Origin of the sequence: Rodentibacter sp. Ppn85 (genome assembly GCF_001999335.1) — a bacterium.
Lineage (GTDB): Bacteria > Pseudomonadota > Gammaproteobacteria > Enterobacterales > Pasteurellaceae > Rodentibacter.
The window spans coordinates 1-22,939 of sequence record NZ_MLHS01000013.1; the positions used below are offsets into that span (position 1 = coordinate 1).

The 22,939-nt window shown below is 41.7% G+C and carries 21 protein-coding genes and 1 other RNA gene; 2 read left to right on the top strand and 20 right to left on the bottom strand.

Features of this window, described 5'->3' with window-relative positions:
• Window positions 1-338: 338 nt before the first annotated feature.
• Entirely contained in the window at window positions 339-3,506 is a 3,168-nt protein-coding gene (locus tag BKL51_RS02215; protein WP_077465121.1) for a type I restriction endonuclease subunit R, read from the top strand.
• A gap of 48 nt (window positions 3,507-3,554) precedes the next feature.
• Here the strand turns inward: BKL51_RS02215 and aroG are convergent, their stop codons facing one another.
• The 18 genes from aroG to BKL51_RS02305 all read right to left on the bottom strand — a co-directional run bounded on the left by aroG (window position 3,555) and on the right by BKL51_RS02305 (window position 20,075).
• On the bottom strand, window positions 3,555-4,640 hold the full coding sequence (gene aroG / locus BKL51_RS02220; protein WP_077465122.1) for a 3-deoxy-7-phosphoheptulonate synthase AroG: 1,086 nt from the start codon (window positions 4,638-4,640) through the stop codon (window positions 3,555-3,557).
• A 109-nt stretch (window positions 4,641-4,749) separates the two neighbouring features.
• Entirely contained in the window at window positions 4,750-6,000 is a 1,251-nt protein-coding gene (gene lolE / locus BKL51_RS02225) for a lipoprotein-releasing ABC transporter permease subunit LolE (RefSeq protein WP_077465123.1), read from the bottom strand.
• Entirely contained in the window at window positions 5,997-6,683 is a 687-nt protein-coding gene (lolD, locus tag BKL51_RS02230; RefSeq protein ID WP_077465124.1) for a lipoprotein-releasing ABC transporter ATP-binding protein LolD, read from the bottom strand. The genes lolE and lolD overlap by 4 nt, the downstream gene beginning before the upstream one ends.
• Window positions 6,684-6,781: 98 nt before the next feature.
• Window positions 6,782-7,423, bottom strand: a complete 642-nt coding sequence (gene bioD, locus BKL51_RS02235) for a dethiobiotin synthase (protein ID WP_077465125.1) — start codon at window positions 7,421-7,423, stop codon at window positions 6,782-6,784.
• A gap of 9 nt (window positions 7,424-7,432) precedes the next feature.
• A complete protein-coding gene (bioC, locus tag BKL51_RS02240) occupies window positions 7,433-8,206 on the bottom strand; it encodes a malonyl-ACP O-methyltransferase BioC (RefSeq protein ID WP_077465126.1) in 774 nt (257 codons plus the stop codon).
• Window positions 8,197-8,841: a pimeloyl-ACP methyl esterase BioG family protein gene (locus BKL51_RS02245; protein ID WP_077465127.1), complete on the bottom strand. Its 645-nt coding sequence runs from the start codon at window positions 8,839-8,841 to the stop codon at window positions 8,197-8,199. Before BKL51_RS02245 ends, bioC begins: the two co-directional genes overlap by 10 nt.
• 7 nt (window positions 8,842-8,848) lie before the next feature.
• Complete coding sequence (gene bioF, locus BKL51_RS02250; protein ID WP_077465128.1) at window positions 8,849-9,991, bottom strand: 8-amino-7-oxononanoate synthase; 1,143 nt, start codon at window positions 9,989-9,991, stop codon at window positions 8,849-8,851.
• A gap of 8 nt (window positions 9,992-9,999) precedes the next feature.
• The gene (bioA, locus tag BKL51_RS02255) at window positions 10,000-11,289 is read right to left on the bottom strand and encodes an adenosylmethionine--8-amino-7-oxononanoate transaminase (RefSeq protein ID WP_077465129.1); all 1,290 of its coding nucleotides are present in this window, start codon (window positions 11,287-11,289) and stop codon (window positions 10,000-10,002) included.
• A gap of 26 nt (window positions 11,290-11,315) precedes the next feature.
• A complete protein-coding gene (locus tag BKL51_RS02260; protein WP_077465130.1) occupies window positions 11,316-12,497 on the bottom strand; it encodes a lipoprotein-releasing ABC transporter permease subunit in 1,182 nt (393 codons plus the stop codon).
• A gap of 1 nt (window position 12,498) precedes the next feature.
• Window positions 12,499-13,446 carry a 2-hydroxyacid dehydrogenase gene (locus BKL51_RS02265; RefSeq protein WP_077465131.1) on the bottom strand — a complete coding sequence of 316 codons (948 nt, stop codon included), beginning with the start codon at window positions 13,444-13,446 and terminating at the stop codon, window positions 12,499-12,501.
• A gap of 67 nt (window positions 13,447-13,513) precedes the next feature.
• Entirely contained in the window at window positions 13,514-14,368 is an 855-nt protein-coding gene (kdsA, locus tag BKL51_RS02270; protein WP_077465132.1) for a 3-deoxy-8-phosphooctulonate synthase, read from the bottom strand.
• Window positions 14,369-14,381: 13 nt separating this feature from the next.
• A complete protein-coding gene (locus BKL51_RS02275) occupies window positions 14,382-15,185 on the bottom strand; it encodes a SirB1 family protein (protein WP_077465133.1) in 804 nt (267 codons plus the stop codon).
• Window positions 15,185-16,063, bottom strand: a complete 879-nt coding sequence (gene prmC / locus BKL51_RS02280; protein ID WP_077465134.1) for a peptide chain release factor N(5)-glutamine methyltransferase — start codon at window positions 16,061-16,063, stop codon at window positions 15,185-15,187. The genes BKL51_RS02275 and prmC overlap by 1 nt, the downstream gene beginning before the upstream one ends.
• On the bottom strand, window positions 16,063-16,518 hold the full coding sequence (locus BKL51_RS02285) for an RDD family protein (RefSeq protein ID WP_077465135.1): 456 nt from the start codon (window positions 16,516-16,518) through the stop codon (window positions 16,063-16,065). The genes prmC and BKL51_RS02285 overlap by 1 nt, the downstream gene beginning before the upstream one ends.
• A gap of 49 nt (window positions 16,519-16,567) precedes the next feature.
• Complete coding sequence (gene prfA, locus BKL51_RS02290; protein WP_077465136.1) at window positions 16,568-17,650, bottom strand: peptide chain release factor 1; 1,083 nt, start codon at window positions 17,648-17,650, stop codon at window positions 16,568-16,570.
• A gap of 177 nt (window positions 17,651-17,827) precedes the next feature.
• Window positions 17,828-18,364 (bottom strand): elongation factor P hydroxylase, encoded by a 537-nt coding sequence (locus BKL51_RS02295; protein WP_077465137.1) that lies wholly within the window; start codon window positions 18,362-18,364, stop codon window positions 17,828-17,830.
• A 38-nt stretch (window positions 18,365-18,402) separates the two neighbouring features.
• Window positions 18,403-19,470, bottom strand: a complete 1,068-nt coding sequence (dinB, locus tag BKL51_RS02300) for a DNA polymerase IV (RefSeq protein WP_077465138.1) — start codon at window positions 19,468-19,470, stop codon at window positions 18,403-18,405.
• Window positions 19,471-19,580: 110 nt separating this feature from the next.
• Complete coding sequence (locus BKL51_RS02305; protein WP_077465139.1) at window positions 19,581-20,075, bottom strand: hypothetical protein; 495 nt, start codon at window positions 20,073-20,075, stop codon at window positions 19,581-19,583.
• Window positions 20,076-20,181: 106 nt separating this feature from the next.
• Between BKL51_RS02305 and ssrA the strand changes: the two genes are divergently transcribed.
• Window positions 20,182-20,546: a transfer-messenger RNA gene (ssrA, locus tag BKL51_RS02310) on the top strand.
• A 135-nt stretch (window positions 20,547-20,681) separates the two neighbouring features.
• On the opposite strand, the gene folC is transcribed toward ssrA, so the two are convergent.
• Both folC and accD read right to left on the bottom strand, forming a co-directional pair.
• Window positions 20,682-21,992, bottom strand: coding sequence for a bifunctional tetrahydrofolate synthase/dihydrofolate synthase (gene folC, locus BKL51_RS02315; RefSeq protein WP_077465189.1), 1,311 nt, complete (start codon window positions 21,990-21,992; stop codon window positions 20,682-20,684).
• A gap of 1 nt (window position 21,993) precedes the next feature.
• The gene (gene accD / locus BKL51_RS02320) at window positions 21,994-22,911 is read right to left on the bottom strand and encodes an acetyl-CoA carboxylase, carboxyltransferase subunit beta (protein ID WP_077465140.1); all 918 of its coding nucleotides are present in this window, start codon (window positions 22,909-22,911) and stop codon (window positions 21,994-21,996) included.
• Between the last annotated feature and the right edge of the window lie 28 nt (window positions 22,912-22,939).

Sequence of the window (22,939 nt, forward strand, 5' to 3'; positions counted from 1 at the left end):
GGGCGCACGCAGTGCGCCCCTACGGCACGATGAAATAAAATTAAATATTAGATATTTATAATGAATTTAAATGATTTATATTTAATAAAAACAATATCAACGTATTTGTAGGGGCGCACGCAGTGCGCCCACAGCACGATGCAATAACATTAAATATTTGATATTTATAATGAAATTAAATCATTTACATTCAGTAAAACCAATATCAACGTATTTGTAGGGGCGCACTGCGTGCGCCCGATATCGCATTTAATCAATTTCAATATAAAACATTGATACAAAACGGCGGGAAAATAATTTTAATTTTTCGATCAGGATCACAAAAATAAGGACACACAATGTACATCAATGAAAACACGATAGAACAAGCCTGCTTGGCGGATTTTCAGGCGCAAGGTTGGGATTATACGGACGAGCGGACAATCTTGGTAGACGGTGAAAATCCGTGGCGGGTACAGCCAAACGAGGTCGTTTTCCGTTCATTATTGTCCGAAGCCGTGCAACGTCTCAACCCGCAATTGCCTGAATCGGCGGTGTTGGAAGTCGTGCAGCAGGTATGCAGTGTTACGGGGGCGAATTTAGCTGAACGAAATCAAACCTTTTACCGTTATTTGCGTTCGGGGGTGCGGGTCGAGTATCGGCAGGCGGACGAAACTAAAGTGGACTACGCCCGTTTGGTTGATTTCCAACAGCCGAATGCCAACCGTTTTGATGTGGTCAATCAACTGAGCATTAAGGGCACAAAAAGCAATCGCCGCCCTGATGTGATAGGCTTTGTAAATGGCTTGCCATTAGTGGTGATTGAGCTGAAAAATCCGCTTAAAGAAAATGCCAATCTCACCCAAGCCTTTAACCAGCTACAAACCTATAAAGAAGAAATCGCCGATCTATTTGTGTATAACCAAATTCTCGTCATCAGCGATGGCACAGACACCAAAGTGGGGTCGCTCACGGCTAATTTGGAACGTTTTACCCCGTGGCGAGTGGTGGACGAACAGCAAAAACAGCGGATCAGTTTCGGTAACAGTTTAGCCGATTTCGTAAACGGTTTAATGCAGCCCGAAACGTTGTTGGATTATATGCAAAATTTTATTGTGTTTGACAGTGATGAAAAAGGCTTACCCATCAAGAAGATTGCCGCTTATCACCAATTCTACGGTGTAAATGAAGCGGTCGATTGCACCTTGATTGCTGCCAGCCCCGAAGGTAATGGTAAAATCGGGGTGATGTGGCATACGCAGGGGTCAGGTAAATCACTTTCAATGCTGTTTTATGCGGGAAAATTGCTCTCGCAACCCGCCCTGAAAAACCCGACAATCGTAGTCGTAACCGATCGTAACGATTTAGACGGGCAGCTCTACCAAACGTTCTCCAGTGGTAAGGCGATTTTACGCCAAGATCCGATCCAAGCCGACGGGCGGGACAATCTGCGTGCCGAACTCGCTAAACGGGAAACGGGCGGTATTTTGTTCACCACCATTCAAAAATTCGGCTTGCAAGCAGGCGAAAAACGCCACCCTATGCTCAATGACCGCCACAATATTATTGTGATTAGCGATGAAGCTCACCGCAGCCAATACGGCTTTAGTGAGAGTATGAACGTCAATACTGACAAACAACAGGGCAATTACAAAGTCGGCTACGCCAAACATTTACGAGATGCACTACCGAATGCCTCTTTTATCGGCTTTACCGGTACGCCGATTAGCCTTGAAGATAAGGATACGCAGGACGTATTCGGGCGTTACGTTTCTATTTATGATATTACCGATGCGGTTGAAGACGGTGCGACTGTGCCGATTTTCTACGATTGCCGCCAAATTCCCCTCAAAGAGAGCCTGAAATTCAATGACAGTGTGCAAGCGGTCGAAAACCTGTTTGATGATGACGAACAAAGCCATAACTTTCGGCTAATGGAAAAACTAATGGGAATGGACGGGCGGTTAGCAAAATTAGCCGGCGATTTTGTCAGCCATTTTGAAGCCCGCACCGCGTTAATGGACGGCAAAGCGATGATTGTGGTTGCCAGCCGTCAAATTTGTGTGAAATTGTACGACCAAATTACCGCCCTCCGCCCCGATTGGCATTCCGATGATCTTCAGCAGGGTCAAATTAAAATTGTAATGACCGGCAGTGCCGGCGACCCCGCCGAAATGCAGCCGCACATTTATTCGGCACAGGATAAAAAAACCTTGGAAAAACGCTTTAAAGATCCGAATGATCCGCTCAAGGTGGTGATTGTACGGGATATGTGGCTAACGGGCTTCGATGCCCCCTGCTGTAACACAATGTACATCGACAAACCAATGCGTGGGCATAATTTAATGCAAGCAATCGCACGGGTCAATCGGGTGTTCCGTAACAAAAGCCGTGAAAACGGCGGCTTGGTGGTGGATTATATCGGGCTGACCGGCGAGCTGGAAAACGCAATGCAAGCATACAGCAAAGCGAACGGCAAAGGCAAAATGGTGCATAATCTGGAAGCCGTGCTGGATAAAATGCGTGAGCATATTGACATTATCCGCGGGCAATTTGCCACACCGGTGGAAAACAAGCGGTTCGATCTGCCCTATTCTTTGCAAATTACGGACGAGCGTTTGCTCTATCAACAAATTTTGCTGGCTGCCAACCATATTCTGGGCTTAGACGGTGAGCCGAGTAAGGACGAAAAGCAAACTCCGACCCCGCGCAAAAATGCATTCTTGCGTGCAGTGCGTTCGGCGAAAAAGGGCTTCCAGCTCTGCGGCACATTACCAGAAGCCCAAACCTATCAGCGAGAACTGGCATTTTTTGACGGCGTGCGCGCAATTCTTGCGAAAAAAGCCGATAATCCGACCGCTTACAATGCCGAAGATCGCCAATTAAAATTGGTGTCGCTGCTCAATCAGGCGGTGGAAGCACAAGGTACGGTCAATTTACTCGACTTGTTGAACCGAGATCGCCCGAATTTGAATTTGCTCTCCGAGGAATTTTTGGAGATGGTGAAAAACAGCCAAACCAAAAACCTGTGGCTATTGGCAGTGGAACGCTACCTTGCCCAGCAAATTCGGGATAAAGCCGCCAACAATCTCACCGCTCAAAAAGAGTTTGAACAACGCCTAAAAGAAGCATTAGCGAAATATCACAATCAGAGTTTATCGGTATTGGAAGTGCTTGACGAGTTGATCCGCCTAGGGAAAGACTTTATGGAGCGCTTGGCAAGGGGCGAAAAATTAGGGCTTTCGGCGGCAGAAATCGCCTTTTACGATGCGTTAGTAAAAAATGACAGTGCGGTACAGGGGCTGGGTGATGATACGCTGAAAGCCCTAGCCAAAGAAATCACCGCCCAGTTGCGCCAATCCGCGACGATTGATTGGCAATATAAAGAAGCCGTGCGTGCCAAAATGCGAATGTCCGTCCGCCGTACGCTGAAACGCTATAAATACCCGCCGGATCAAGAACCGGAAGCTATTGCCAGAGTATTAGAACAAGCGGAAGAAATTGCAGAAGAATTAACAACAGAATAAAACAAAGGGGCGCAAAATACGCCCCTATAAATTGAAATAAAACTAAAATTATGAGTTGAGTTTGCGACGGGCAATCACCGCATCGGATAACTGTTTGAGCAAGATTTCCGTATCTTCCCAACCGATACAGGCATCGGTAATGCTCTGCCCGTAAGTAGCGGCTTTGCCATTAACTAAATCTTGGCGACCTTCAGCTAAGTGACTTTCCACCATCACACCAAAGATCTGTTTTGAACCGCCGGCAACTTGTTTGCTCACATCCTCACAAACTTCCATTTGTTTTTTGTATTGTTTACTACTATTAGCATGGCTGAAATCAACCATAACATGCGGAACGCGACCGGATTTTTCAATATCGCTACAAACTTTCGCCACATCTTCCGCACTGTAATTCGGACCTTTATCGCCACCACGTAGAATGATATGACAATCTTCGTTTCCTTTAGTCGAAACGATAGCTGAATGACCAAATTTTGTCACGGATAAGAAATTATGCGGTGCTTCGGCTGCTCCGATCGCATCCAATGCCACTTTTACGCCACCATTCGTTGCATTTTTAAAGCCGACGGCACAAGACAACCCTGAGGCCAGCTCGCGGTGAACCTGTGATTCGGTCGTACGAGCACCGATTGCTCCCCAACTCATAAAATCCGCGACATATTGCGGTGTAATCATATCTAAAAATTCGCCGGCTGACGGGACACCAAGATTATTAATATCGGAGAGCAACTTACGGGCAATTCGTAAACCGTCGTTCAAACGATAGGTATCATTTAAGTAAGGATCATTAATTAAACCTTTCCAACCTACTGTGGTACGCGGTTTTTCAAAATAAACACGCATAATAATTTCTAGACTGTCTTTATATTTTTTGCGTAAAGGTTTTAAGCGATTTGCATATTCAAGAGCCGCCTTCGGATCATGAATGGAACACGGGCCGATGATCACTAATAATCGATCATCTTTACCATGAATAATATTATGCGCCTCTTGGCGGGTTTGTTTAACTAATTCGGCAGCTTCTTCACTTGCCGGAAATTTTTCTAATAATGCGATTGGAGGCAAAACCTGATCGACTTTTTCAATACGTGTATCATCATTTGCTACGATGATTTCAATTTTTTCTTTCGTCATACGTCACTCTCTTATAATTGTTAAAATGTTGTGTCTGAAAATTGCAAATACTCTACACTTATTTCTTGTACTAGTAAACTAGTTCACAGAAAAAAATTAAAAGTTCCGTTTACTGACTGCTCAATACTCGAGCCGGTTGAAGTTTGGCTGCCCGACTTGCCGGATAAAGGCTTGCCAAAAGGCTTAAAACTAACGCAGCGACTAAAACTAACAAAACATCTTGCCAATGAAGCTCGCTAGGAAGAAAATCAACAAAATAAATGCCGTCTGATAGCAATTTCTTTCCGAGTAAATATTCTAAGCTTTGAATAAGCGAGGTTAAATTCAACGCCAACATCACGCCAAGAACGACTCCTATTAAACACCCTTTCATCCCGGCTTGCAAGCCGTACCAGACGAAAATACGTTTAATAAAACCGTTATTTGCACCAAGTGTACGCATAATAGCAATGTCGCCTTTTTTATCTTTTACCGCCATGATCAAAGTCGAAACAATATTGAAGCAGGCGACACCGATCACTAATACCATAGCAATATACATTACGGTGCGAATAAGCTGAATATCGCGATACATATAACCAAATTTAGCAATCCAATTTTGCACATAGAGAAGCTGCGGATAATCCCGTAATGTTGAATAATCCACCTCTTGAACCTTAAAAGGATCATCAACTTTAATCTCTAAACCGGTAATTTGATCTGATTGATAACCTAACAATTCTTGAGCCTGTGGCAATGCCAAGAAAGCATAACTGTGATCCAATTGTCCGTCTAAACGTAAAATACCGCTAATTTGCACGCGTTCGCGATGAGGTTGAGACAATTGCTCATCATTATTTGGTTGCGAAACCAACAAAGAAACCCAATCCCCGACTTGCACATCAAGATCCTTGGCAATACCGGAACCGAGGACTAATCCGCCCTCTTTTCCAAATCTCTGCCACCCTTCGCCTTCTACAAATTTACCCAAGGAGCTGACTTTATCTTCCGCATTTTTATCAACACCTTTCACCTGTACCACTTTGAGTTTACTCCCATTCTCAACCAATGCCGTAAAACTGACAAAAGGCGAAAGTGCGGTAATTTTTTCGTTTGTTTTTAAACGGCTGGCAAGGTATTGCCATTGATTAATGGTTTGTTCATCACCATAAGGATTAATCACAATCTCGGCATGAGGTACAACAGCAAGAATTCGCTGATTCAACTCACGTTCAAAACCGTTCATCGCACTCAATCCTACGATTAACACTGCCACACCAAGGGCAATGCCAATAGATGAAAATTTTGAAATAAGCGACACTAAGGGATTTTTTTGTTTGCCAAGCTGATAACGCCAACTGATAAAGAAAGGGGTATTCATTGTGTTCCTTCCCTTAATATGCCATCTTGCATGGTAAGGCAGCGGGACAATTTTTTTGCCAATTCTATATCATGGGTAACCAACAAAAAAGCGATTTGTTGTTCTTGATTTAAGGTTTGAATTAACTCAAAAATACTTTCTGTTGTTTTATGATCCAAATTCCCGGTCGGCTCATCGGCAAGTACTAAAGAAGGGTTATTGACTAAAGCACGGGCTATCGCAACACGTTGGCGTTCGCCACCGGAAAGCGCAGAGGGACGATGAGAAATTCGATGGCTTAACCCCACCGCACCGAGCATTTTTTCCGCCCGATCTTTCGCTTCCGTTTTATTTTGCAGACCAATCAACATCGGCATCATCACATTCTCAAGGGCTGAGAAATCCGCCATTAAGTGATGAAATTGGTACACAAAGCCTAGATTTTGATTACGCAACTTTGCCAATTCCGATTCAGAGGCTTTTTGCAGTGATTGCCCTTTAATAAAGACTTCCCCACTACTTGGCTGATCTAATCCCCCCAACGTATGTAAAAGCGTACTTTTTCCGGAACCGGAACTGCCCACAATTGCAACCAATTCATTAGGTTTCATGGCAAAAGAAATACCTTTTAGCACTTGCGTTTGGTTATCACCTTCTTGATAGAATTTGTTAATATCTTTACATTCTAATAAATACTGATTCATTTTTTACTCATATTTTGAACTACATTTAAGGATAAATTAAATTTAGATAAGTAACGGATAATGTGCGCCAGTCTATCATATTTTCATATCATCCCTGATTAAATCGACACTTTTTCAAAGACCTCAAATTGTGTGTTAGGAAAAAAGCGCACAAGATAATGTTTTAAATACCGCTGTGTTTCTTCAGAAATAATAGGATCATATTCCGGATAAAGGTTATATAACACGCGCAATACATTAATATTTCGTGTTTTGCACGCTTCTAAACTGAGCAATGTATGATTAATACTCCCGAGCTTGCCCGATGTCACCAGTACCAACGGATAGCCGTGAGCTTGAATATAATCCAACGTGGTTTCCCTGTCATTGTATGGAACCATCAATCCACCGGCACCTTCAAGCAATACATAATCGTATTTTTCAGCCAAAAGTGCGGTTGATTTTTCGATCTTTTTTGTATCAATAACACATCCTTGTTTTTTCGCCGCTAAATGTGGTGAACAGGGATATTCAAAAAGATAAGGGCAAGTCGTCCCGTCAAGATCATGGCTTGTTAGATCGATTTTCTGAATTTTACGATGCACTAATAAATCATCGGCTATCTCTCGACAGCCGGTCTGAATCATTTTTTGCGTAATGACGGAAAAGCCCTGCACCATAAGTGCTCTGGCATAAAACCCCGTTGCAATTGTTTTGCCCACATCCGTATCAATACCGGAAATAAATATTACCTTACCCATATATCCTCTTTATCCTTTATATCGTGCAACAATCCATAGCGGTTGATAAGTCAGTCGCACCTGTTGGCTAGGTAAAGAAAAATGCTGTTGGTATTGCTCAATAAATCTGTGTAATTTTTGTTTTGTCCAAATACCTTGCCTTGTTGCTGTCACACCGGTTTGCTTAAGGTGTTTTAGCACCTCAAGTGGCGTTGAAAAAAATAGCTCTTCTGTTGTTATTTCTGCATACAGCAATTCAAAATCATCTTGTAGCCACACTTTCCAATCAGACAAACTCGGGTAAATCAACCCGATATTTGTTAAGGCTCGAATTTCATGTAGATTTTCCTGACCAAAAGTCGCTATCGCCAGCAAACCGTCTCGGCTTAATCCTTCTTTACAATGTTCAATAAATGATGAGTGATGATGAAACCATTGTACGGCGGAAGCAGTTACAATCAGATCATAGGTTCGCTTAAAGGAAAACAGCTCGGCATCACCGCAATGAAATTCAAAAGGTTGAGATAACTTTTTCTTTAGCCGCTCTTTAACATCACAAAGATCATTAAACATCCAATAATTGGCACAAATATGTTGCTGTAACAGTTTGCTGAGTTGCCCCGTGCCACAGCCAAGTTCTAACACATTTTCAAGTGAACAGCTCGGTAAGCTAGCCATGATGTAAGAAAGCAGCCGCCTATTGATTCTCTGCTGTATCCAAGCATGGTCGTCATAGCAATCAAGAACTTTATGGAAATGCTGCCGAATACGTTGTTTTTCAATTAGTCTCGCCTCTAATTCCATAGTTGCACCCAATGCGTTAAACGGGAAAATAAATAATGTTCCCCCTCTATCTCGTTAATCTTACAGCGTGTACACCAATAACGTTGCTGATTTTCAGGAGAAAAAATTTTATCCTTAAGTCCAATAATAGCGTTTGTCCATAAAATTAAATCCGTGCGTCGATCTGACTCAATTGCGTAGAAAAGTGCGGTTAATTCTTGCTGAATTTCTTGAAATTCCCGCATAGGCAACGAATGATAAAACGCTAGATTAGCCTTATCACCACAAATCCTACGTTCAAATTTTACCTTTGTGGTTTCATTTAAATTATCTAGCGTGCCTTTAAAAATACTAAAAGGGATACCTGCCTGATCATCACAAGGTAAACCGGTTCCATTGACGGCGGTTGCTGATTCGAGCGGAATTCCTTGTAATACTCTTTCGGCCACCCACACGCCCATCGACCACGCGACGACACGAATTTTTTGATAGCGTGAAAAATCAAAATCCAAGAAAAGATCTCGATAATCATAGCAAATTAATAAATCGTAATTTTCAGGTATCGCTAAATGAGAAACGGCGGAGATTGGCGTTCCCCAACCGGCAAAATAAACCAGTAAGTTTCCAGCCTGACGATCTTCAAATTTTATTTTCATTTTTTGCCTACAAACAGGTAATAAATTCCGTGATTTCTTCTTTTGTTATATCTGCCGTAACCGATAAGCGTATTCTGGATGTTCCTCTTGGCACGGTTGGCGGGCGGATTGGCAAACAATAATAACCTTGTTGCTGTAGTCGATGTGCTTTCGCCAATGTTGCTTCGTTGTCACCCAAAATATAAGGCACTATACAGGTCGAACTTGGCATATTCCCTGTGCGATGTGCCACTTCATGACGCAAAAAAGCACTTAATTCATTTAAGTGTTGTCTTGTTTGAGCAAATTGTGGCAGACGTTCAAAGAGAAAATAAGTCCATGCCACATTAAGCGGAGGTAACGCCGTTGAAAAAATCAATGGACGCATTTGGTTAATTAAGATCTCTTTTAATAGTTGATCGCACATCACATAAGCGCCCATTGAAGCCAATGCTTTGCCAAAAGTCCCAACCAGTAAATCAATATCCTTAATCGTGCCGGTTTGTTCTGCAATCCCTAAGCCTTTTTCACCATAAACGCCTATAGCGTGCGCTTCGTCCACATAAAGATAACTATTAGGAAATTGCTTTTTCAAGTTTACCAGTTTGGCTAAATCCGCAACATCGCCATCCATACTAAAAACAGATTCGGTAACAATAAAAGTGCGGTCAAATTTACCGACGTTTTTTTCTAAAAGTTGTTGCAGATGTTCATAATCATTATGGCGATAACGAAAAAATCGGCATTGGCTTAACCGAATACCGTCAATTATGCTGGCATGCACCAGTTTATCAGCCAAGATTAAACTTTTGGCTGTAGTTAATGCCGGTAAAATACCCAAATTAGCATGATAGCCACTGTTAAATAATAAGCAGCTTTCTCGCTGAAACTGATGAGCAATAAGCTGTTCAAGATCATTATAAATGGGAAAATTACCGGTCAATAAACGGGACGATGAGCTAGTCAAAGCCGGTAAATCCTTGCCATATTGCTGAAAAAAAGCACGCCGTAAAGTTTCATTCGATGCCAATCCGAGATAATCATTAGAAGACATATTCAGCATACGTTGCTTGTCTCGTTCAATATAACGCCCATGATGTGTTAAGTCAGGAATCGAACGATATTGATTCATACTTTTTAGATAGGCTAGTTGCTTTTGGAAATCTTCCATTTTATTCCTTATTTCCCATATTCCTGCATTAAGGCATTAATCATACCTTGTGTAAGTTGAGACAATTCTTCATCTTGAATAATAAAAGGCGGCATCACATAAACCAATTTTCCGAAAGGGCGAATCCATACACCATTTTCCACAAAACGCGGAACAAGCGTTTTCATATTCACCTCATCCTGCATTTCTACTACGCCAATTGCACCTAATACCCTTACATCTTTAACATAATGTTTTTCTGCCAATGGTGAAAGCTGCCGACGCAATACTTTTTCAATATGTCGAACCCGCTCTTGCCACGAACTTTCCAGCAATAAACGAATGGATTCGGAAGCAATAGCGCAAGCTAAAGGATTTGCCATAAAAGTCGGGCCATGCATAAAGCATTTCGCTTCACCGCTGCATATTACTTCCGCAATTGTTTCTGTTGTTACGGTTGCCGATAAGGTTAAATAACCGCCTGTCAAAGCCTTGCCAATACACATAATATCGGGAGAAATTCCGGCATGCTCTGCGGCAAATAATTTACCGGTACGTCCAAAACCGGTTGCAATTTCATCAAAAATTAACAAAACACCGTATTCACGACATAACTCTTGAGCTTTAATAAGGTATTCCGGCGAATAAAAATACATACCGCCCGCCCCTTGCACTATCGGCTCTAAAATTAAGGCGGCGATTTCTTTATGATGTGTTTGCAATAAATCTGCAAGGGGGGCAATGGCACGATCATCCCAAGGTTCATAAAATGTGATACAAGGCTGAGGCAAAAAATATTGAACAGGTAAACTTTGCTGAAATAGATGATGCATACTGGTTATCGGATCACAAACCGACATGGCATTCCAAGTATCGCCATGATAACCGGAACGGATCGTGGCAAATTTTTGTCGTTGTGGTTCACCTTTCGCATATTGATATTGAATAGCCATTTTCATTGCCACTTCAACGGCTACCGAGCCGCTATCGGCGAAAAAAATTTTATCCAGTCCCGCCGGTAATATTTTCACCAATAGTTGCGCCAATTCTACTGCCGGTGCATGGGTAAAACCACCAAACATAATATGGCTCATGCGGGCTAATTGATTTTGTGCAGCCTGATTTAAACGCGGGTGATTATAACCGTGTAACGCAGCCCACCAAGAGGACATCCCATCAATTAACGTTTGCCCGTTTTTGAGTCTAATCTTCACGCCATCGGCACCCTCTACCGCATACAAGGGCATATCGGAATAAATCGAAGAATACGGATGCCAAATATGCCGATGATCAAAAGCCAAAAGTTGTTGTTCGTTCATTCTTTATCTATATCTTATGAAGATTGCTATTCATATCTTAAAGCTTCCGCCGGCTCTGTTTTTGCTGCGCGATAAGCAGGATAAATTGTTGATAATAAAGATAACAACAAAGAAAACAGAATAACAATGACCACTTGCATCGGTTCGATTGATGTCGGTAGAAAAACACCATTCGGATTGACCGCACTTACTATCTCTGCCAGATTTAATGTCATCAGCACGCCGAATAAACTTCCAATCAACGTACCAACCATTCCCACTAACAAGCCTTGGTAAATAAACACCGAACTCACCTGAGATTTTGTTAGCCCTTGAGTTTGTAAAATTGCAATTTCCCCTTGCTTATCCACCACCATCAGGCTCAAAGATGTAACGATATTAGAAATCGCCACGACAATAATCAAGCTAATCAACAGCCCCATCATATTTTTTTCCATACGCACGGCTTGAAAAAATTCGCCTTTTTGCACACGCCAATCGTTGATTTGATAATGAGGAAAATAATCAGGCAATTCAGTAATTAAGAAAGGATCGGTCAAAAATAAACGATAACCCTGAGCCTGCTCCGGCTGAATACGCATTAATCGCCCAATATCCGATAAATTGGCAAACGCGGTGTAACCCGATACTTCGCTGTTATCGAAATAAATATCGCTCACGGTAAAAAGACGTTGCATTGGCACTCGTCCAAAAGGCGTATATTGACTATTTTCGGTAATCATTAAACGGATTTTATCGCCTACATTGACATCAAGTTTTTGTGCAAGCTGATCGCCAATCACCAATTTAAATCCGCCCGTCGGCAATGTATTAGTAAAATTTGTATTATCCAAAGTTTCTAATAAGGGATCATCAGAAAACGACCGCACACCAATGATTTGTCCCGCACTCACACCTTTGGAGGTTTGATAAATCACATTTGTGGTATTGATCGGTACGGCTTTTTGCACAAAGTGCGGTAAGTTTTGCAATGATTTTTCCGTAGAAATCGGTTGTTCTTGACGAATAACGGCGTGAGGAATAGAAGACAGCACCTGCTGCTTTTGATAACCTTCCAAGCCGTTCATTATTGAAAGGACAATAATTAATGCCATCACGCCCAAAACTATGCCAAAACTGGCAAGATTCGTTACTAATCGCCCAAAACGATCGGCGCTTTTGGCACGCCAGTAACGTAGGGCGATATAAAAAGAAATGGGTAAACTCATATTACTTTTGTTTTAGTTGCGCAACAAAATCTTCGATATTTTGCGTCACTTTTTTCACGAGCGTAATAACGGCACTATCACTTGCCCAAGCAATATGAGGGGTAATAATTAAGTTCGGTAGAGTTTTTGCCGCAAGAATCAGCGGATTATCTTTTTCCGGCGGTTCTTTAATCATTACATCTATGGCGGCACCGCCTAAATGCCCGCTTGTTAATGCAGCCAATAAAGCGTTTTCATCCACTAAAGGCCCTCGCCCCGTATTGATTAAAAACGCCCCTTTTTTCATTTGTGACAGGGTTTTATCATTGATTAAATTTTCTGTCGTTTGGGTTAACGGACAATGTAAGGTGACAATATCGGCTTGTTTTAATACTTGATCAAAAGGCGTATAACCTTCACGGCAAGTTGTGGCATCTTTATGCTCTGCGTAAAGCACATTCATTCCCAAGGCTTGTGCCAATCGTCCGACTTCCGTACCCAGACAACCTTTTCCAAAAACGCCAAGGGTAGAACCCCGAACATCGGTAATGGGATAATCGAAGTAACAAAACTGTTGACTTTCACCCCATTTTGCAGAAATTTGATCACGCAACCAACCGGCAAGACTGTGTTTTAAAGAAAAAATCAGCCCCATCACATGTTCGGGTACGGTGACGCTGGAATACCCTGTCACGTTTTTGACTTCGACACCTAATTCTTTTGCCGTAATTAAGTCAATATTATTGGTTCCCGTTGCGGTAATCGCTATGAGTTTAAGTTTTGGCAATTGCGCTAAGGTGTTACGATCAAAAATGACTTTACTTGTAATCACAATATCCGCATTTTTAGCCCGTTCAATAGTTTGTTCAGCCGAGGTATGAGGATATTCAATCCATTCATGCTCAAAATTCGGGCGGGGAATAGGAATGTGTTTTGGAATAGCGGTACTGTCTAAAAATACGATTTGCATAATGTTCTCCTTTTTTAGTTAAAAAAGTGCGGTCAAAAATGTTGGTGTTTTTAACCGCACTTCGCCATTAAATTGAGGTATCTAATTCAGGGAAAGATTTCACTAAATCATCAATGGCTTTCATTTGTGAGACAAAACCTTCCAAAGCGGACAACGGTAAGGCTGACGGGCCGTCACATTTTGCTTGATTCGGATTCGGGTGGGCCTCTAAAAATAAACCTGCAATCCCTACCGCCAAACCTGAACGGGCTAGTTCCGTTACTTGCTCGCGGCGACCACCGGATGCCGCACCGAACGGATCACGACATTGTAATGAATGCGTGACATCAAAAATCACAGGATTACCTTTGGAAACTTTTTTCATGATACTGAAACCAAGCATATCTACGATTAGATTATCATAACCGAAGTTAGTACCGCGATCACAAAGAATCACTTGATCATTACCACATTCTTCGATTTTTTCTACAATATTACCCATCTGACCGGGGCTTAAAAATTGCGGTTTTTTCACATTGATCACCGCCCCAGTGCGTGCCATCGCTTCCACCAGATCCGTTTGACGGGCTAAAAATGCCGGAAGTTGAATCACATCCACTACATCCGCCACCGGCTGACATTGGTAAATTTCATGTACATCCGTGATGATTTTTACACCGAATGTTGCTTTCAATTCTTGGAATATTTTTAAACCTTCTTCCATACCCGGTCCGCGATATGAATGAATAGACGAACGGTTGGCTTTGTCAAAAGAGGCTTTAAACACATAAGGCACATTGAGTTTTTCGGTAACCTTGACATAGGCTTCGCACACTTGCATCGCCATATCGCGACTTTCAAGTACATTAATTCCACCGAAAAGAACAAAAGGCTTGTCGTTTGCAACATCAATATGACCGATTTTTATAATTTTATTTTGCATAAGTTTTCCTTTATTAGTGAATAGCGTGAGGAGCTTGTTCAAGCTCATTTTTAAGTTCTGAAAGCTGTGTACGAATGAACGTTGAAGTCGGATCCTGCGGACATTTATCAACAAAATATTCTAAATCTTTCAATGCGGTAGGGTAAGCCCCCATTTGTGCCAGCACTAAACCGCGGTCACGAATATTGTAGGGATCGTCAGAGCGATGAATCAGCGATTCGATGTAGCGAAACGCCATATCATTATGCTCTTCGCGAATTAGCGCATTTTTGGCAAGCTGTTCAAAACGAGAAAAAAGGAGCGGGAGATCCGCACGTTCAAGCTCTTCCGGCTGAATTTGCGCACCGAAACCAAAAGCGCCTTCATAAAGCTGCTGTAATTTTTCTTGAGAAATATAGCTACCGTTCCAAGGATCAATAAATATTACCTTGTCATCCATTTCTACACGTAAAATAAGCTGCGTTGGAAAATTGACGGGATATATGGGTAAATCCAACGCTTCCGCAAGATACAAGATTATCGCCCCAAGACTTACCGGCATTCCTTCTCGATATTCTAAGACGTAAGGCAAATATAGATTTCTTGAACGGAAATAATTATTCGGATCGCAATGAAAACCCCAGTCCCGATAAACCAGCTGCAATAAACGCCGAACACGCTCTTCTACCGACCAATCCGATGAAATTTCACAGCGTGCTTTGCCTACCAAAGCCCCCATTTTTCCTCGAATTGTGACCTTTGATTCCCCATAATTATCAAAAATAATATGATAAAAACTAACAAATTGATCAAACAATGCACGTCTATTATATTTCATCATCTCTTCCAAAAACCGTATGTTACGCGTTCATTGTCGCCATAATCACGCACGGTTGCAATCTCTCGCCAATAATTTTCTGCAAAAATAGACCGCACTTTTTCACCTTGTTGCCAACCGTGTTCCACCAACAGTGCGCTATTGTCTTTTAAATAAACCGGTGCATGTTCAATAATATGGCGTAAATCCCCATACCCTTGCTCGCAAGCTACTAAAGCGGACAGCGGCTCAAAACGCACATCGCCTTGTTTTAAATGTTCATCTTTTTCATCAATGTAGGGAGGATTACTCACAATCAAATCAAACTTCCCCTCTACCTTTTCAAACCATTTGCTTTGTAAAAAAACCACATTAAGCCGATTTTTTTCCGCATTGGATTTTGCCAATTCCACCGCATTCGGGATCAAATCCACCCCAATAATTTTTAATTCGGTCTGTTGTTTTTCACAAATCGGTATTAATTCTGATGCCAACGCTAAAGCAATAGCGCCGGTCCCCGTGCCGAGATCCAATATGCCAAAGTGCGGTGGATTTTCTTGAAGTTTTTGCCTTGCAATCATCAACGCCCTTTCCACTAAAATTTCCGTATCGGGGCGGGGAATCAAGGTATCTTCAGACACATTTAGAGAAAGCGACCAAAATTCTTTTTCACCCAAAATATAGGCGACGGGTTCGCCTTTTAAACGACGTGCTAAAAGTGCGGCTAAATCCTCTCGCAATTCTTCATCAATCTCGGTTTCATCAAAGGCTAAAACTTGGCTGCGAGATTTTCCCGTAGTGTGTTGCAATAAAATCAGCGCCTCATTTTTGCCGTTTTCATTAGGATTAGCTTGATTTAAGGTTGCTGAGGCTTGTGTCAACCATTGTCGATAATTCATTATTTTTCGTCTGTTAATACGATAGTGCCGACAATTAAGTCGGTTAAAGAACGACGATCATCACGTACAAGCGCCACAATCCCACTAATAATGATTAAAAAACTTGTCCACGAAAACAAAAAATCAATAATTTCACGTCCAATATATTTACCAAATGCTATCGGTTGTTGGGTTTGGTAGTCAAAAACCCGTAATCCCAACCAACGTTTTGCGACAGTTTGCCCATAGTTTTTTATAAAATAGCCCTGTAAACCTAAACACAGCAGAATAGATAACAAGCCGATAAAATCCCCAAACATAAAACCAATGACGAGTATGAGCCATGAAAGCGCACTATTAATCAAACTGGCAAGCCAGCGTTTAAAACGGCTTGCTAATACCGGCGTCGAAGTTTGAGAAAATGAAGAAAATTCCGCATCTTGCATTTTTTTATCCTTTGGGTTTTCAACTAACATTTTATTTCTCTCTAAGCAAAAAAGAGTATCCGAAACGGATACCCTTGTTTTAGTTATTTTCAGATAATGCCGCCAACTGATCCGCTTGGTATTCTGTAATGATCGGTTGGATCAGCTCGTCAATTTTTCCGTTCATCACTTCGTCTAAACGATAAATCGTTAAATTAATACGGTGATCGGTAACCCGCCCTTGCGGATAGTTATAAGTACGGATTTTATCCGAACGATCGCCCGATCCTAACAGGTTACGGCGCATATCCGTTTGTTCTGCCGCTTGACGTTCTTGTTCCGCTTGCACAATTCGTGATGCCAATACAGACATCGCTTTGGCTTTATTTTTATGCTGTGAACGTTCGTCTTGACACTCAACCACAATACCCGTTGGAATGTGAGTAATACGCACCGCAGAATCTGTGGTATTAACGTGTTGTCCGCCGGCTCCCGACGAACGATAAGTATCAATGCGTAAATCGGTGGGATTAATTTCCGGCATTTCCGATTCAGGTAGTTCCGGCATCACCGCTACCGTACAGGCGGAGGTATGAATACGTCCTTGAGATTCGGTTTTCGGCACACGTTGCACACGATGTCCGCCGGATTCAAATTTCAGCTGACCATATACCGCATCGCCGCTGACTTTCACAATGATTTCCTTATACCCGCCCTGTTCGCTCTCATTGGCACTTAATATTTCTACACGCCAACGTTTACTTTCCGCATAACGGCTATACATTCGGAATAAATCGCCCGCAAAAATGCCCGCTTCGTCACCACCGGTTCCGGCACGAATTTCCAAATAGCAGTTGTATTCGTCATTCGGATCTTTTGGTAATAGAAGAATTTGAAGTTGCTGTTCCACTTCTTCAATTTCCGCTTTGGATTCTTCAATTTCCATCTGCGCCATTTCTTTCATTTCCGGATCGTCTAATAATATTTTCGCTTCTTCAATATTTTGGTTAAGTTGTGTCCAGCGGTTAAAACATTTCACCACGTCCTCAAGTTGTGCATATTCTTTGGAATAGGCACGAAATTTATCTTGATCACTAATCACTGAGGCATCACCAAGTAATGCCTCTAATTCTTCATAACGTTCTTTTAAACTTTCAAGTTTTGCAATAATGGAATCTTTCATAAATTGTCTTAAGTTAAAGCGGAAATAAAACCGGCATATTCTAGCCGATTTTAGGGAAAATTGACAGTATGCAAAGTGCGATCACAAAAAACAACGTTTTTTGAACGTTAGCTTTGCCGACGGTGGCGAAACCGTAAATAATCACATCAGTGATTATGTATAAAAATAACAGCATTTTTAAATACGGGTAACATCAAATTTGCTCAAATCAATACGATCTTCCGTGCCATAAAAATCCGCCAAGGCTTTTCGTAAGGTTTCCGCCCGTTTCGGTAACCCTTTTTCCGCATAGCTTTTTACCTGTTCATACACGGCTTGTTTAAAAGGTTGGGTATCACCGGGATTACCGTTGAGATTATCCGCACTGGCAAAATAGCGAAAACCGGCGGCAGTTGCCAAAATCCATTCCAATGCCTGCGGCTTTACCTCGACTTTTTCAAAATCACGCTGACGAGCTTCCGAGCGACCGTCCGGCTCATACCAATAACCGAAATCTTCCAGTTTACGGCGTTCTTTGCCGGCAACCAGCCAATGGGCAATTTCATGCAATGCGCTGCTATAGAAACCTCGCGCAAAATAAATGGCGTTATAGGGGATATTTTCATTTGCCGGAATGTAAATTGGCTCTTCTCCCCCCTTTACAAGACGGGTGTTATATTCTTGCTCAAAACATTGATTAAAAATTGCGATAATATCTTCTAATTTATGTTCCATAATTCTCTATTACTCATGCTGTAAAGCCTCGGATTATATCACCAAAGGGTCATTTGCTCCTGTTTATTTTCTTCCGGTAATGCCACATTTAATCCGACTAAACGTACTGATTTCCCTTGGCTGCGCTGCCAAATTTGTATAAGTAATTGCTGAAAACTGACCAAGGAAAGCGGCAATCCGGTTTTTTCTAATGTGGTAACTTGAAAATCTTCAAATTTCAGTTTCACCCCGATTTTACGAAAAGCCGTCAAAGGGGTATTCGGAGCTACACGTTCAAGGCGGCGAACAAGTTCGGCATACAGGCTGTCCAGTAATGTAATCCCCTGCTCCGACTGATCAATATTTTCTGCAAGGGTACGCTCTACACCAACAGATTTACGTTCGCGATGGGCTTGTACTTCACGTTCATCAACGCCATGGCTAAAATCCCAGATTCGTTTGCCTATTTTGCCAAATTGATTGAGTAATACGGTTTGATCTAATCTTTGGACATCAGCACAGGTTTCAAGCCCCATTTCTAATAAACGCTGTGATGTGATTTTTCCCACACCGGGGATTTTCTTTAAAGGCAAAGCTTTTACAAATTCCTCCACCTCGTCCGGTTTAATCACAAATTGCCCGTTCGGTTTATTCATATCAGAGGCAATTTTGGCAAGAAATTTAAGAGGTGCAACGCCTGCCGATGCCGTCAGTTTGAGTTCATAAAAAATCGCGTGACGAATTTCTTGTGCAATCCAAGTGGCGGAACCCGAACATTTTTCGCAATCCGTCACATCCAAATAGGCTTCATCTAAAGAAAGAGGCTCAATAATATCGGTATAACGATGAAAAATTTGATGAATTTGTGCAGAAACCTGTTTGTATAGCGGCATATTAACAGGCACAAGAATAAGGTGAGGACATTTTTTCACTGCCTGGGCGGTAGGCATCGCACTATGCAAACCAAATTTTCGGGCTTCGTAATTACAGGTCGTCAATACCCCTCGTAGGCGCGAATCGCCACCAACCGCAACCGGTTTTCCCTGTAATAAGGGATTTTCCCGGATCTCCACCGAAGCATAAAAACAATCCATATCAATGTGAATGATTTTGCGCGTTAAAGACATAAAGAAAAGTGCGGTTAAAAAGACGAGGGTTTAGTATAGCGAAAAGCAAATTACTGTTCAACCATACAGCAAAAATAAACCTGCGCTCGGCAGGTTTATATCAGAAAGGGTTATTTACGTTCATGAAGTTCTTTTTTGTCATTAAATCGAATAATGCGATCAATCGGATAGACATCAATTCGAGATTGCGGGTTAGTAAACACAGGTCTAAATTTTTCCTCAATTTGGGCAAACGGAATTTGTAAATTAATGGTGATTGACTTGCCCGGCATTAAGGTGGATTCCAGCTCAAGCTGCATATTTTGACTATGAACAATCTCACGTTTGCTCACATAAGCACTTATCCATTGAATATTGGAAATGGGCTTATTTCCGCTATTTGTTACCACATATTTAAACATCACCAAAGCTTGGCCATTGTTATCAATCATTAATTGACGATCTTCAACATTAATTGAAACGGCTTGTGAAATAGCTTCTACCTCAGCAACATTCTCTTTTTTGGTTGTTATTTTCGAGGCTGTTTTTGTGGGTGCAGCCAATGTATTCATCGCGAAAAATAGCGATACCATTGAAACAGCAATAAAAGGTTTTAAATTTTTCATTTTATTTTTCCTTAATAAAAAGTGCTCGAATTCTAACCCAACGCAAAGGATTAATAAATAGGTTCTTTTATTAGGTTCTTTTTTTTGCTACACTTGGCGAAGTTTTGGGGCTGATTCTGGATTCGACGGGATTAGCAAAGCCCAAGGTGCACGTCGAGGTGCGGTAGGCCTCGTAAATAAACCGCAAAAAAATAGTCGCAAACGACGAACAATACGCTTTAGCAGCTTAATAACCTGCATTTAGCCTTCGCGCCCCAGCTTCCGCTCGTAAGACGGGGATAACGCGGAGTCAAACCAAAACGAGATCGTGTGGAAGCCGCCGTTTGAGGATCGAAGCATTAAATTGAATCAAACTGGCTTAAGTTTAGCGTGTCTGTCCGCATACTTAAGTGAAATCAAAGATTGACTAAACGTGTAGTACTGAAGGTAGAGTAATTTCGGACGCGGGTTCAACTCCCGCCAGCTCCACCAAATTGAAATCCAACACAATCCAATAAGAACCGATAAAGCCTTGAAAATACTGACTTCAAGGCTTTTTTATTGTCCAATGCGAGCCAATGAGATATTACTAAATCCTTGAGTTTTAGTTATATGTTTACCCTATATTCACAGCGATTCTACTTCCTGCCAAAATTCCGCCACCGTATGAAATGAGCCAAACACTAAAATAATGTCATTTTTAACCGCACTTTTTAATGCAATCCCTACACCATTCATCACCGAATTTTGTGATTTTGCTTTAGCATTAGGGAAAAACTCTGTAAGCTTCAGCTGTAATTCTTCTCCCGTTTGCCCACGATAGCCCTCTAAAGTCACACAATGCCATTCATCTACAATAGAAATAAGATGAGTAAAAACGCCTTGAGCATCTTTATCTTTTAACATTCCGCACACGGCAATCAATTTACCTTGTTTTTGCGTTTTAAGTGCGGTCAATTTTTCACTCAAATATGCCGCAGCATGGGGATTATGCCCAACATCAACGATCACCGTTGGTAAATTATCAACTTTTTGATTAAATAAATTCGCCAGCTTTTCACGTTGTTTTCCCTTAATGGTTTGAAAACGTCCGACTAATTCGACACTTTGCAATGCCTCTCGAAGGGTACTTTCCTGAATATCAAACGGTAACTGTTCAACCACAGCTAATGCGGTAGCGGCATTCATTAATGGGATTTGACAAAACGGTAAATTTTCTAACCGTACTTTTCGGCCTTGCCATTGCCAATTTTCTGAATTAGCCAGAAATAACCAATCTACCTTACGACGAGATACCCTACAACCTAACAGATCTGCTTGTTCTAACATCGTATTCGGTACGTTTGGCTCTCCAATCACAACCGAGCAATTTTGACGAAAAATGCCTGCCTTTTCAAAGGCGATCGCTTCTCTTGTGTTCCCTAAAAAATCCGTATGATCAATATCAATACAGGTAATCACCGCTAAATTGCTATCCACAATATTGGTTGCGTCTAAGCGTCCGCCTAAACCGACTTCTAAGATCACGACATCAAGCTGATGTTGCTTAAACAAATGCAAAGCAGAAAGAGTAGTGAATTCAAAATAGGTTAAAGATTCCGTTTTATTTTCTTCGATAAAAGCAAAGGAAGCGGTATGCACCTCATCCGGTAAATCCTGATTTTGAATACGTACACGTTCGTTATAACGTAATAAATGGGGGGAGGAATACACACCTACACGCAAGCCGTGTCGGAGCAAAACAGTTTCTAATAAACGGCAGGTTGTTCCTTTGCCATTGGTTCCTCCAACAGTAATCACATAAGGTGCCGGGTGTAAAAGATCCAACTTTTCTGCAACAGATTTAATTCGTTCCAAGCCAAGATCGATGGCTTTAAAATGGCTATTCTCTAAATAAGAAAGCCACTCAGCGAGTGGCGAAGTGGCTTTTAAATTCATATTATTCTTCATGCTGTTCTTCATTTACTTCAATGTCATCTTCAACTAACTCGGGTTCGGCAAAAGGTGAAGGTCGATTTGTTAATTTACTTAACACACTTGCTAGGGTATAACGCATATCGCCACGTTTTACAATCATATCAATCGCCCCTTTTTCTAATAAAAACTCGCTACGTTGAAAACCTTCCGGTAATTTTTCACGAACGGTTTGTTCTATCACCCTTGGGCCTGCAAAACCAATTAAGGCTTTCGGTTCGGCAATGTTTAGATCACCTAGCATTGCGAAACTGGCAGATACGCCGCCTAAAGTCGGATCGGTTAAAACCGAAATAAAAGGCACACCCTTTTCACGCATTTTGGCGAGCACTGCACTGGTTTTTGCCATTTGCATTAATGAGAATAACGCCTCTTGCATACGTGCTCCACCACTGGCGGAAAAACACACAAACGGACAGTTTAATTCCATAGCTTTTTCAGCTGCTTTTACAAACTTAGCGCCTACAACGGAGCCCATTGAGCCCCCCATAAAAGCAAAGTTTGAGGCAGCCATGACAATCGGCATACTATAAAGTGTTCCTGTCATGGTAATGAGCGCATCTTTTTCACCGGTTTCTTTTTGTGCCGTTGTAATACGATCTTTATATTTCTTTAAATCTTTAAATTTTAAAATATCTTTTGGCTCTAAATCCGTCGCTATTTCCTGGCTTGAATCTTCATCCAATAAACGTAAAAGACGTTCACGCGCATCAATACGCATATGATGACCACATTTCGGGCATACATAGAGGTTACGTTTTAATTCTTCGCTATAAAGTACCTGTTCACACGAGGTACATTTTGTCCAAACCCCTTCAGGCACATTAGATTTACGTGCTGAAGAAGAAGGGCTTTTATTAAAAATTCGGTCAATCCAGCTCATTATTGTTTACCTATTTATCCACTAGAAA